Raw genomic sequence first — 12,561 nt, 5'->3', positions numbered from 1 at the left:
AATACTATGCAATTTTCATATGTAAACCCAACTCAAATTGAGTTTGGAGAAGGAAAAATATCAAAACTCAGTGAATTGATACCAAAAGATTATAGAGTTCTATTTCTTTATGGTGGTGGAAGTATTAAAAAGAATGGTGTTTATAATCAAGTCAAAGATGCTCTTAAAAATCATACTTGGTTTGAATTTGGTGGAGTTGAAGCAAATCCAAAAAAAGAGACTTTAGATCAAGCCATTGCACATGCCAGAGAAAATAAAGTGGATTTTGTTTTAGCTGTGGGAGGTGGTTCGGTTATAGATGGTGCAAAGTATGTTGCAAATGCCTTTTTTTATGAGGGTGATGGCTGGGATTTACTTGAAGGGAAATTTACGCCTACAAAAGCTTTAAAAATCGGTGCAGTTTTAACTTTAGCAGCAACTGGAAGCGAATCAAATACAGGTTCGGTTATTACTAAAGGGGAGACAAAAGAGAAAAGATTTTTTCATTCTCCTTTTTCTTATCCCCAATTTGCCATTTTAGACCCCAATGTGTTAAAAAGTTTAGATGAACGACAATTGGTCAATGGAGTTGTGGATGCTTTTGTGCACACATGTGAGCAATATTTAACTCAAAGCCATGGCGCATTGGCACAAGATGGTTATGCCGAAGGAGTTTTACGAGGTTTGATTCAGTTGGCTAATACTTTTAACAGAAAAGATGATTTATGGTATGCTAACTTGATGTGGCTTGCAAATCAAGCGCTGAATGGAGTCATAGGTCTGGGTGTTCCCCAAGATTGGGCAACACACTTTATTGGACATGAATTAAGTGGATTATATGGAATAGACCATGCTAGGACTTTAGCAATTATTCAACCAAATCTACTTACAATACTAGCTGACGAAAAAAAAGACAAACTTCTACAAATGGGAGAAAATGTATTTAGAATAAATACAAATAACCCTTTAGATGTAGTCGAAAAAATAAGAGCTTTATATTCATCCTTAAATATAGATTTAAAAATTTCTTCATATACAGATGATAAAGAGATTATAGAAAAAGTTACATCACTTTTAGAAAAACATGGTTTTACCCAGTTTGGTGATAGAGGTAGTGTAAATAAAGCAGTTGTAATAAAAATATTAGAAAAATCAATTTAAAAGGAATCATTATGGAAAAAACATTTATGGAAGCTATGGATTTTAGACACGCTTGTAAAACTTTTGATGATACAAAAAAAATAAGTGATGAGGATATGCACTATATTTTAGAAGCGGGAAGAAAATCACCATCTTCTTTTGGTATGGAGGCTTGGAAGTTTTTGGTTATAACAAATGAAGCGTTAAAGGCAAAACTAAAGCCAGTGTGCTGGGATCAAGCACAAATTACAACATGCTCTCATTTGGTAATAGTTTTAGCTGGAATCAACGGAGTAAAACCTGAAAGTGGAATTCCCGGCAAACGATTTGCAAGACGTGATATGCCACAAGAAAAATATGATTTTTATTTAAATTTGTATGCAAATCATTTATCAAAAACCTTAAGCAGCGATGAGAATATCTATGCTTGGACAGCAAAACAAACCTCATTTGCAGCAGGAAATATGATGACTGCAGCTGCAGTTAAAGGTATTGATTCTTGTCCCATAGAAGGATTTGAAAAAGAGGGGGTGGAAGCCATTTTAGGTCTTGATACAACACAATGGCAACTTTCGTTAGTTCTGCCTTTTGGATACAGAATCAATCCGCAATCAACACAATTAAGAGAACCTTTTGAAGAAATTGTTGAATTTATAAAATAATGTAAAAGGATAGACCATGAGTGCACTGTTTAAAAAAGGGAAAATGGGTAAGCTGAAACTAAAAAATAGAATTGTTATGCCTCCCATGTGTATGTATGCCAGTTGCAACAGTGGTTTGTTGAAAAAATTTCATCATACACACTATTGTGCCAGAGCATTGGGTGGAGTAGGGTTGATTATTGTTGAAGCCACAGCCATTGAACCCAAAGGAAGAATTTCGATACATGATTTGGGGTTATGGCAAGATGCCCAAATAAAAAAACATAAAATTATGAACAAAAGATGCCATGAATTTGGTGCAAAAATGGCAATTCAATTGGCACATGCGGGAAGAAAAAGCGGTGTACCAACATCAACTCCACTTGCTCCAAGTGCAATAGCATTCAGTGAAGAATCCCCTTACAAAATGCCCAAGGCTGCAACATTAAAAGATATTCAAGCAATTAAAAAGCTCTTTTTAAAAGCTGCCCTTCGAGCCAAAAAAGCCAATTACGATGCCATAGAATTGCATGCTGCCCATGGATATTTGTTGTGTGAATTTTTATCTGCGTTAAGCAATAAAAGAAAAGACAAATATGGAGGCAGTTTAGAGAATCGGTGCGCTTTGATTGTTGAAATTGCGCAAAGTATTAAAGAAAAAGTAAAACTTCCTCTTATTGTTCGTATTTCTGCTCATGAATGGATGAATACAGGTTGGAATTTAGAAGATTCTATCTATCTTTGTCAAGAGTTAGAAAAAGTGGGTGTTGATGCCATTCACGTATCTGCAGGTGGAAATCAAAATATTCCAGAGTGTATGCCAGTGTTAGAACCTCTTTATCAGTGCGATTACGCCAAAGAGATTAAGAAAAATATAGAAATTCCTGTGATTGCTGTGGGGTTAATTACAACTGCGGCTCAAGGAGAAAACCTTTTAAATGAACAATTTTGCGATTATGTGGCTTATGGCAGAGAACTTTTACGAAGTCCAAATTTTGTTTTTGATGCTGCGAATAAAGCAGATAAAAGAGAATTGATTCACAAATCTTATATGCGAGCGTATATCTAAAACATTAATTGTTGTATAAAAAGATCATTAACGGGATGTAAAACAGAGAAATCAGAGTTGAAATCAGTACCGCAACTGCCATTTTTTCTGGTTTTACATTTAAAAGTGTTGCAACGGTTACTGTGTTAGCAGCCAGTGGCACGATAGAGAAAATAAACATCACCAAATATAAATCTTGATCTAAAAAATGGAAATAATTTTTATCTGCACAGATAAAAGCCAGTACCAGTAAAGGCCAAAGAATAAATTTTACAAACAATGCCAGAGAGACAAAAAGTTTATCAAATCCACCATTGGTTTTCATGTGTTCTAATCCCATTCCTAAAAGCATCATTCCTAAAATTGCATAGGTCCCTTTTAAATAAATGGTATATGGTATAAAAACTTCGGGCATTTTAAAGCCTAAAATATTAAAAATAAGCCCTAAAATAAATGCATGAATTACAGGCAGTTTCATCACTTTTTTGAGGCTCTCTTTGGTCGTAAAAGCACTTTTTGCTGTAATATAATACCCTACAGAGTTTTGATATAACATTGAGGCTAGGACCGTAAAGATATAAACATCAACCAATTTGGGTTCTAAAAATAAAATGGCAATAGGAATTCCTAAATTCCCTGTATTTCCTGTGGCAACACTAAAGGAGAGAACATTGGCACTGTTGTCTTTGAAAATTTGATAGAAAATAGGCAATGTACCAAACGCAATAATTAAACTTAAAATAAAGAAAAAAATGGGTAAAAAGATAACGGAACTGTTAATGTGGACACTCAACGTGGCATTAAATATGATCAGTGGCGCTAAAATATAGAGTAAAATTTTGGCAACGGTCTCTTTATTGCAATCTAAAAATTTTGTGCTAAAAAACCCCAACACAATACTGAAATACAGTGGAGTAATTTTTCCAAGAAGAGTGAAAAAGAGTGTCATAAATTGAGTTCCTAAGTTCGTTACATAAAAGTAATAGTAATATTTTTTTTCTGTAACTTACATAAAATAAAGTAAAGAAAATTTAAATACAATAGAATCCTATTAAATGAATTGGGATATAATCAATTACGACCGTTCTGACTTTTTATTAAAGGTAATGTTCATGAAAAAAGAAAATAACACTCAAACAAATGATTCTAAAGTATATTTAATTGGCAGTGGAATATCCGCTTTAGCCAGTGCTGTGTATTTGATAAACGATGCCAATATTACGCCTAAAAATATCATTATTTTAGAGCAAGATGGCATTGCTGGTGGTGCATGTGATGGCAGTGGTGACCCAAAAAAAGGTTATGTCATACGAGGTGGAAGAATGCATGAAGAGCACTATGTATGTTATTGGGATTTACTTTCACATATTCCTTCGTATGAAAATGAATTCATCTCAATTAAGGATGAAACCTTTGAATTTAATCAAAGGTTTGTTTCTCATGCACAAGCAAGGCTTATAAAAGCGGGCAAAAAAGTGGATGATTCAAGTTATGGGTTATCTATTTCTCATCAAAGTGATATGGCAAAACTTCTGTTTACCCCTGAATCTTTATTGGAAAATAAACGCATTGAAGATTGGTTTGCTCATGATTTTTTTGAGACCAATTTTTGGTACATTTGGTCAACAATGTTTGCATTTCAAAAGTGGAGCTCTTTAATGGAGATGCGAAGATACATGAAACGCTTCATTCACTTAGTCGATGGTTTAAACCATTTAACGGGTGTTATGAGAACCAAATACAATCAATATCACTCTGTAATTTTGCCCATTAAAAACTACTTAGAAAAGCTTGGAGTTCAATTTTGTATGAATGTGCAAGTTCAAGACATTGATTTTAAGTTTAATGAACATGAAAAAAGAGCCATAGGTTTGCAAACGCTTAATCAAGGAGAAGAGGAAAACATTGTTTTAAGAACAAACGATTATTTATTTATCACCAATGGTTCAATTACGGAAAGCACAGACAGTGGAAGTTGGAATGAAGCTGCTGTTTTAAAAGATGAAAAGGATTCAGGCTCATGGAAACTTTGGAAAAGAATTGCTTCAAAAGATAACTCTTTTGGGAATCCCAGAGTATTTTCAGAGAACATTGATTTACAAAAATGGTACTCTTTTACTGCAACACTGCACGATACAACTTTTCATGAGTATATGGAAAATTTCTCAGGAAATGTTGATGGAACAGGTGGTTTGGTTACCATTACGGATTCAAATTGGTTGATGTCAATTGTCATTGCCAGACAGCCTCATTTCCCTAATCAACCCAACGACGTCAAAATATTTTGGGGTTATGGTTTGTATCCCGATAGAACAGGAAATTGTATTAAAAAACCGATGTCACAATGTAATGGTAAAGAGATTTTAGAAGAGCTGTTTTACCATCTGAATATTCAAACCCTTATGCAACCCATTATGGAAAAAGGAAAAGCAAATTGTATTCCTGTAGCTATGCCATTTATTGACAGTTTGTTTATGCCAAGAAGTTCAGGTGACAGACCCGATGTTATACCAAAAGGTGCGAAAAACTTTGCATTTATTGGTCAATTTGCTGAAGTGGAAGATGATTGTGTATTTACCGTTGAATACTCTGTAAGAACGGCTCAGACAGCAGTTTATGGTTTGTTTGAGACCAATAAAGAGGTTATTGGCATGAACTACTCTATTCATAATCCAAAATATCTTATTCGTGCCATGAAAAGTTTGAGTTCTTAAGTGTAAGAGGGCATTAAAGGGATACTCCCTTATCCTTTACCAATCTTATGATATAATCCCGATTATTACAATATAAGGTTTTAAAGTTAATGGAAATATCAGAAGTAAAAACACAAAAATTTATAATAAAATTTTTTCCAGAAATCATGATAAAAGGCAATACCGCCAAAAGACAGATGATTTCTCAGTTACACAATAATTTACGAAATCTTTTAACACGAATATCAAGTGAAATAACCGTTCGAAAGTTTTTTGACAAAATTGAAGTGGTTTGTCCTATTGGTGTGGTCGTTGAAGTGCGACAAAAACTTTTAGACACGCCAGGCGTAGAGCAAGTACTTGAAGCACTGCAGTTTGATAATGTTACAACCATTGACCAAATCAAAGTCATTGTCAATGAGATGTCAGCCAAAGAGATTCAAAATAAAGCCTTTGTTGTTCGAGCCAAACGTTCAGGAACACACTCTTTTCGTTCACCTCAAATAGAACAAACCGTAGGTGGTTATATGTTGGCGTTAAACAGTGGCAGTCGTGTGGATTTACACAAACCAGAAGTGACCATCAACATTGAACTCGTAGACAATCAATTAAATATTATTACCAATAAATACCGAGGTTTAGGTGGTTTTCCATTGGGAACACAAGGGGATATTTTATCGCTTATGTCAGGGGGATTTGACTCTACGGTTGCGAGTTATTTGACCATGAAACGAGGGATTAAAACGCACTTTATTTTCTTCAATTTGGGCGGAATTGCCCATGAAATTGGGGTGAAACAAGTGGCATTTTATTTGTGGAACAAATTTGGTTCATCTCATCGAGTCTCATTTATTTCTGTACCTTTTGATGATGTGGTCACTGAAATATTCAAATCAACGTCTGAATCATACATGGGAGTAACGCTTAAACGATTGATGCTTAAAGCCTCTGAAGCCATCGCCAATGAAATGGGAATAGATGCACTTTTAACAGGGGAGAGTGTGGCACAAGTGTCAAGTCAAACATTAAGAAATTTAGCTTTGATTGACCAAGTGAGTAATAAACTGATTTTACGCCCGCTTTCTACGATGAATAAACCAGAAATTATGAGCATTGCTAACGATATTGGTACACGACGTTTTGCCGAAACCATGCCAGAATATTGTGGAGTTATTTCAAAAAATCCGATCACTCATGGTTCATACAAAAGAATGGAAATTGAGGCCAAAAAGTTTGATTACACCGTTTTAGATGAAGCCATCAGCAAAGCCGTTAAACTCAATGTGGATGAACTTATTAATGACATTAGCGAAATTGGGCAAATAGAGAGTGTCTCGGATATTTCAAGTGGAGAGTTTACTGTCATTGATATCAGACAAGGCGATGAGTGCATTCAAACTTCATGTGAAACAATTAAAATCCCCTTTCACAAACTAAAAAGTGAATTTAAAAAACTTCCACAAGACAAAGAGTATCTCTTTTATTGTGATAAAGGGATTTTAAGTCAGCTTCACGCACAATATTTAAGAGATGCTGAAAATTATACAAATATCCGTGTGTATCGTCCCAGAACAAAGTGCAGTTTGTAGGTTTTAATACAATTACAGATTTCTATTAGTTATCTTTGGATATAATCGCGGAATAATAACATACGAAAAGTGAGTAATATATGGTTCAAACGGTTAATTTGAAAAAATCTTTTGGTGCAAGAGTTTTATTTCAAGATATAAATTTAAAATTAGATACGGGAAAACGATACGGACTAATAGGTGCAAACGGTGCGGGGAAAACCACATTTTTAAAAATTCTTTCAGGGCAAGAAGAAGCAACTGAGGGTGAAATCCAAGTACAAAATGGTAAAAAGATTGGGACATTGAGTCAAAATCAATTTGCTTATGAAGAGTACACTATTTTTGATACGGTACTTTTAGGAAACAAAAGATTATACGATGCCATCAAAGAGAAAGAAAAACTCTATATGGAAGAGTATACTGACGAAATTGGTGAAAGATTGGGTGAGTTGGAAATCATCTGTTGTGAAGAAGATCCAACCTATGAGTATGATGTAAAAATTACAAAAATACTTGAAGATTTAGGTTTTCCTGCTGCTGAACAACAAGAGTTGATGAGTACCATTACCGGTGGAGATAAATTCAAAGTGTTATTGGCACAAGTGCTTTACCCAAAACCAGATGTTCTGTTTTTAGATGAGCCAACAAATAACTTGGACATTGAAACCATTGGTTGGTTAGAAAATCAACTTCAACACCATGACGGTACGATGGTAGTTATTTCACATGACAGACACTTCCTAAATGCAGTATGTACGAATATTTTGGATGTGGATTATAAACAAATCAGAGAGTTCAGTGGAAACTACGATGATTGGTATATCGCTTCAACACTCATTGCAAAACAAAATGCAACAGATGTAAGTAAAAAACTCAAAGAGAAAGAAGAGCTTGAAAAGTTTATTGCCCGATTTAGCGCAAATGCTTCTAAAGCAAAACAAGCCACTTCAAGACAAAAACAACTCGACAAACTTGATGTAGGCGCCATTCAAATTTCAAGCAGACGAGACCCTTCTATTATTTTTAAACAAAAAAGAGAAGTGGGTAAAGAGCTTCTGTCAGTAACAGGCATTTCGAAATCGTTTGATGGACAATTGGTACTCAATGACATCTCTTTTACCGTGAATAAAGACGATAAAATTGCATTAATTGGACCCAATGGAATTGGAAAAACTACGCTTTGTGAAATCATCAACGGGAATTTAAAACCAGACAGCGGAGAAGTGCATTGGGGAGCCACCATTCAAAATGGCTATTTCCCACAAAATACAACTGAAATCATTAAAGGTGAAATGACCCTGTATGATTGGTTACGAAACTTTGATAAAGATGCTGATATTTCTGAAATCAGAAACTGTTTAGGACGAATGTTATTTAACGGTCAAGAGCAAGAGAAAAAAGTCAGTGCGTGCAGTGGGGGAGAGAAACACCGAATGATGTTATCAAAAATCATGTTAGAACAACCTAACTTTATGGTCTTAGATGAACCTACAAACCACTTGGATTTAGAAGCAATTATTGCTTTAGGTGAGGGACTTTTAGCCTATCCTGGTTCGGTTATTTGTGTTTCACACGATAGAGAGTTGTTAGATGCATACGCAAACAGAATATTAGAGATTAAACATGATGGAACAATTTACGATTTTCAAGGGACATACGAAGAGTATTTGGATTCAAAAGCTGTTTAAAACAGCTTTTGAATTATTTGATGTGAGAGATACTTCTTGCGTGTACACGCGCCTCTTTTCTTCTAATGGCGTCATTGTATCTTCTTTTATCATCTTCTGTTTCAAGTTCTAACTTAGGAACAGGTGTTGGTTTTCCATTTTCATCAACAGCAATCATAGTAAAGTAACAAACGTTTGTATGTTTTCTTGTTTTCTCTTTAATGTCTTCTGAAATAACCTTAATACCAATCTCCATAGAAGTTCGACCCGTATAATTAACAGAAGCGTAAAAAGTCACCAGTGAACCCACTTTAATAGGGTGTTTAAACAGTACCATATCAACTGAAAGCGTAACAGCATAGCTTCCTGTGTATCTTGCAGCACAAGCATAAGCAACATGGTCTAACATTTTCAGAATTTCACCCCCATGAATATTTGTTCCTGAAAAGTTTGCTTTATCTGGTGTCATAAGAAGTGTCATCGTTAAATCTTTTGATCTTTGAGGCGTTAACATTGTTTTCCCTTTATCTTAAAATTACTTTAACAATATTATTGACAACTCAATAAAATGAAGCTTAATATTGCATAAATTAATTTTGAATGTTTCATAGTGTTACTTATTATAAATATTTTATATTTTATAATCTAAAGTATAATATAATGTGTATAGGTATTTGGGTCAGAAAGGATTGATCATGAGAGAGAAATTTCAAAAACCAGCCTTTTTAATCTTTACTTTTATACTCTTTTTTGCACTCTTAAATATGTTCATTATTCCCATCACTTACTACAATACTTTGGAAAACAGTTTTATTTTGATTTTTGCTTTCTGGGCCGTGATGATTTGTGTTCTTTTTTTAATGAGTTATTTTAATATCTACAAAAAAGAAGATTTCGATGTTTAGTATCTATACTATTGTTGCTTTCTTTTTAATGTATATGGGCATTTTATTTATTACTGCTTACCGTGTAGAAAAACGTGATATTCACAATAAAATTGCTTCATCTTCTTGGATATACGCTTTGTCTTTAACCATTTATTGTACGGCTTGGACCTATTATGGTGGTGTAGGAAAAGCCGTTAACAGCGGATTGGTTTTTTTAGCTGTTTATTTGGGACCTACTTTAATTATCTTTTTATGGCCAATCATTTTAAAAAAACTCATACGCATTAAAAACCTTTATAAAATCACTTCTATTGCAGATGTTATCTCTGCACGATATGACAAATCAAGAACCGTAGGTGCAATTGTGAGTATTGCCGCATTGATTGGTACAGTACCTTATATCTCCATTCAGCTCAAATCTTTAATTACTTCCATCAATATTTTAACCATCAAAGATTTTGAACCCATCGATAAAAATATTTTTTTAACCAGTGATACCGTGGGAATTTTAATTGTATCCTTGATGATTTTTTTCACCATTATATTTGGACTCAGAAAAGTTGATCCCACAGAGAGACATCAAGGTATTATGGTGATGGTTGCCATTGAGTCAGTGATTAAACTTTTTGCGATTATCATTGTGGGAATTTTTGTCACCTATGTTCTTTTTGACGGTTTAGGTGATATTTTTCAAAAAGCAAATGAAAACGATTTATACAACAGAATATCAGCGCATGATAACAGTTCAACCTATGCCAATTGGATTACAGTATTGATTTTATCTATGTTTGCCGTGATGTTTTTGCCTCGACAATTTCATGTGAGTGTGGTTGAAAATTCAAATGAAGAGCACATCTATAAAGCGATGTGGGTTTTCCCATTGTATTTATTTTTAATCACATTTTTTACCATTCCTATAGCCATTGGAGGTGTTTTAAGCAATGATTCAAAAGATTTAATTGACTTTTATGTTTTAACGTTACCCATTCTTAATGACAATCATCTCATAACTCTCATTGCTTTTATTGGGGGATTTTCAGCATCTACAAGTATGATTATGATTACCTCTATGACCATGTCGGTTATGATAAGCAACTATCTTCTTTTGCCTTTAATTGACAACTATAAGAGATTGAACTTTTTAAAAAAACAGATTTTACCTTTACGATGGATTGTAGTGGCGTGTTTTATCTTTTCAGGTTATCTGTTTTATATATTTGTCATAAAAAATTATCTTTTAGTGGATGTTGGTTTAATTTCTTTTGCTGCAATTTTACAATTTGTACCGGCACTTTTAGGAGGCTTATTTTGGAAAGATGCCAATAAAAATGGAGCAATCATTGGAATGCTGGCGGGTTTTATTATTTGGTTTTTTACTTTGATTATTCCGCAATTTGTGAATACGAATTGGCTCAATGCCACTATTTTAAAAGATGGACTTTTAGGCATTTGGTTTTTAAAACCTCATGAACTTTTTGCTTTACGTGGTTATGATATGTTGACAAACTCACTGATTTGGTCGATGTTTTTTAATATTGGTTGTTTTATATTTTTCTCCATATTTACACAACGAACCGAAGAGGAGAAAAAAGTTTCCGATGATTTTGTTGATATTTTAGAGTTTAAAGAGCGTTTTGAAGTGACTCAAGAGTTAAAAAGTCATATAGAGTTGAAAAAGAAACTTCAGATTTACAAAAAAGTGTTAAGTGATTATTTTGAAAGTGCCAAAATAGATGGCATGTTGGATGATATTATCCATGAATTGCACTTTGAAGATAAAAAAACATTAAATATTATAGAACTTGCCAAGTTTCATGGGCAAGTTGAACGTACACTCTCGGGAACAATAGGAGCGGCAAGTGCTCACAGTGTTATGGAAAAAAGTTACGCATTTAAACACGAAGAAGCCAAAGAACTCTCAGCAGCGTATGCAGATATTTTATCTAAAATGAAAGTGACTCCCAAAGAGTTTAATGAAAAAATCAATTTTTATGAAGAGAAAGAGAAAATGCTTTTAAAACACTCTTCTCAACTGCAAGAGAAAATCACACAACTGGATAAAGAGATTACTGCCAGAAAAATAGCTCAAAAAGAGATAAAAGATTTAAACGATACTTTAGAAAAAAAAGTTGAAGAGAGAACACTTGAATTGCAAAACTCCATGGAAAAACTTGAACGAACTCAAGAGCATCTTATTGAGAGTGAAAAATTGGCAAGTTTGGGAGGCTTGGTTGCTGGGGTTGCCCATGAAATCAATACACCAGTGGGATTGAGTTTAACAGGTATTACCCATTTTAGTGATATTACACAGCGACTGAAAAAAGAGTATGAAGCTGAAAACTTAAGTGAAGATGAGTTTAAAGAGTACATTAACGTTGCATATAATTTAGCAAAAACCATACGTTTGAATTTGGAAAAAACAGCCCAATTGGTCAAAAGTTTTAAACAAGTTGCTGTGGATCAAAGTGTGGAAGAGAAAAGAGAATTTTTACTTTTAGAGTACATCAATGAGGTCATTTTGAGTCTGCACAATAAAATTAAACAGACTCATATCAAGCTTAAAGTAAATTGCCCTGCTGATTTAAAAATTTTAAGTTACCCGGGAGATATTTCACAAATTTTGACCAATTTAATTATCAATTCACTCATGCATGGTTTCAATCAAAAAGATGAAGGCTTTATTGCTATTGGTGCAGTTGAAAATGAGAATGAAATCGTACTGACTTTTGAAGACAGTGGAAAAGGGATCAAAGAGCAGAATATGAAAAAAATATATGAACCTTTTTTTACAACAAATCGAGAAGGAGGTGGGACTGGGTTAGGCTTAAACATCATTCATAATTTGGTGACAAAAAAACTCAATGGAACCATTGTCTGTGAAAGCCAACCCTTAAAAGGGGCAAAATTTATTATCACTTTGCCCAAAGAACAATAA

The 12,561-nt window shown here is 33.9% G+C and carries 10 protein-coding genes; 8 read left to right on the top strand and 2 right to left on the bottom strand.

All coding sequences use genetic code 11. The features are described 5' to 3' along the window. The first annotated feature begins 6 nt into the window (after positions 1-6). The 3 genes from ACNI3C_RS11180 to ACNI3C_RS11170 are packed head-to-tail and all read left to right on the top strand — an operon-like array spanning position 7 to position 2,829. Positions 7-1,140 (top strand): iron-containing alcohol dehydrogenase, encoded by a 1,134-nt coding sequence (locus tag ACNI3C_RS11180; protein ID WP_419769883.1) that lies wholly within the window; start codon positions 7-9, stop codon positions 1,138-1,140. 11 nt (positions 1,141-1,151) lie between these two features. Continuing rightward, on the top strand, positions 1,152-1,781 hold the full coding sequence (locus tag ACNI3C_RS11175) for an NAD(P)H-dependent oxidoreductase (RefSeq protein WP_419769882.1): 630 nt from the start codon (positions 1,152-1,154) through the stop codon (positions 1,779-1,781). Between the two features lie 16 nt (positions 1,782-1,797). Next, positions 1,798-2,829: an oxidoreductase gene (locus ACNI3C_RS11170; protein WP_419769881.1), complete on the top strand. Its 1,032-nt coding sequence runs from the start codon at positions 1,798-1,800 to the stop codon at positions 2,827-2,829. Between the two features lie 4 nt (positions 2,830-2,833). On the opposite strand, the gene ACNI3C_RS11165 is transcribed toward ACNI3C_RS11170, so the two are convergent. Continuing rightward, on the bottom strand, positions 2,834-3,757 hold the full coding sequence (locus ACNI3C_RS11165; RefSeq protein WP_419769880.1) for an AEC family transporter: 924 nt from the start codon (positions 3,755-3,757) through the stop codon (positions 2,834-2,836). 163 nt (positions 3,758-3,920) lie between these two features. Here ACNI3C_RS11165 and ACNI3C_RS11160 point away from each other — a divergent pair, with 163 nt between their 5' ends. The 3 genes from ACNI3C_RS11160 (at position 3,921) to ACNI3C_RS11150 (ending at position 8,760) form a co-directional block, all read left to right on the top strand. Beyond that, positions 3,921-5,522 (top strand): oleate hydratase, encoded by a 1,602-nt coding sequence (locus tag ACNI3C_RS11160; RefSeq protein ID WP_419769879.1) that lies wholly within the window; start codon positions 3,921-3,923, stop codon positions 5,520-5,522. 89 nt (positions 5,523-5,611) lie between these two features. Next, positions 5,612-7,090: a tRNA uracil 4-sulfurtransferase ThiI gene (gene thiI / locus ACNI3C_RS11155; RefSeq protein ID WP_419769878.1), complete on the top strand. Its 1,479-nt coding sequence runs from the start codon at positions 5,612-5,614 to the stop codon at positions 7,088-7,090. An 80-nt stretch (positions 7,091-7,170) separates the two neighbouring features. Beyond that, positions 7,171-8,760, top strand: a complete 1,590-nt coding sequence (locus ACNI3C_RS11150) for an ABC-F family ATP-binding cassette domain-containing protein (protein WP_419769877.1) — start codon at positions 7,171-7,173, stop codon at positions 8,758-8,760. Positions 8,761-8,773: 13 nt separating this feature from the next. Here ACNI3C_RS11150 and ACNI3C_RS11145 read toward each other — a convergent pair whose 3' ends face one another. Further along, positions 8,774-9,253, bottom strand: a complete 480-nt coding sequence (locus ACNI3C_RS11145) for an acyl-CoA thioesterase (RefSeq protein ID WP_419769876.1) — start codon at positions 9,251-9,253, stop codon at positions 8,774-8,776. Positions 9,254-9,434: 181 nt separating this feature from the next. Between ACNI3C_RS11145 and ACNI3C_RS11140 the strand changes: the two genes are divergently transcribed. Both ACNI3C_RS11140 and ACNI3C_RS11135 read left to right on the top strand, forming a co-directional pair. Next, a complete protein-coding gene (locus ACNI3C_RS11140; RefSeq protein ID WP_419769875.1) occupies positions 9,435-9,644 on the top strand; it encodes a hypothetical protein in 210 nt (69 codons plus the stop codon). Next, positions 9,637-12,561, top strand: a complete 2,925-nt coding sequence (locus ACNI3C_RS11135) for an ATP-binding protein (RefSeq protein ID WP_419769874.1) — start codon at positions 9,637-9,639, stop codon at positions 12,559-12,561. Before ACNI3C_RS11140 ends, ACNI3C_RS11135 begins: the two co-directional genes overlap by 8 nt.

This window comes from Marinarcus sediminis (SeqCode) (assembly GCF_048571275.1).
In the GTDB taxonomy this organism is placed as follows: Bacteria; Campylobacterota; Campylobacteria; order Campylobacterales; family Arcobacteraceae; genus Marinarcus; species Marinarcus sediminis.
This window is presented reverse-complemented; position numbering and strand designations above follow the sequence as displayed.

What these genes read in the sequence shown, in the direction of transcription:
- ACNI3C_RS11180 (WP_419769883.1), top strand. Translation starts at nt 7, where the DNA reads ATGCAATTTTCATATGTAAACCCAACTCAAATTGAGTTTGGAGAAGGA.
- ACNI3C_RS11175 (WP_419769882.1), top strand. Translation starts at nt 1,152, where the DNA reads ATGGAAAAAACATTTATGGAAGCTATGGATTTTAGACACGCTTGTAAA.
- ACNI3C_RS11170 (WP_419769881.1), top strand. Translation starts at nt 1,798, where the DNA reads ATGAGTGCACTGTTTAAAAAAGGGAAAATGGGTAAGCTGAAACTAAAA.
- ACNI3C_RS11165 (WP_419769880.1), bottom strand. Translation starts at nt 3,757, where the DNA reads ATGACACTCTTTTTCACTCTTCTTGGAAAAATTACTCCACTGTATTTC.
- ACNI3C_RS11160 (WP_419769879.1), top strand. Translation starts at nt 3,921, where the DNA reads ATGAAAAAAGAAAATAACACTCAAACAAATGATTCTAAAGTATATTTA.
- thiI (WP_419769878.1), top strand. Translation starts at nt 5,612, where the DNA reads ATGGAAATATCAGAAGTAAAAACACAAAAATTTATAATAAAATTTTTT.
- ACNI3C_RS11150 (WP_419769877.1), top strand. Translation starts at nt 7,171, where the DNA reads ATGGTTCAAACGGTTAATTTGAAAAAATCTTTTGGTGCAAGAGTTTTA.
- ACNI3C_RS11145 (WP_419769876.1), bottom strand. Translation starts at nt 9,253, where the DNA reads ATGTTAACGCCTCAAAGATCAAAAGATTTAACGATGACACTTCTTATG.
- ACNI3C_RS11140 (WP_419769875.1), top strand. Translation starts at nt 9,435, where the DNA reads ATGAGAGAGAAATTTCAAAAACCAGCCTTTTTAATCTTTACTTTTATA.
- ACNI3C_RS11135 (WP_419769874.1), top strand. Translation starts at nt 9,637, where the DNA reads ATGTTTAGTATCTATACTATTGTTGCTTTCTTTTTAATGTATATGGGC.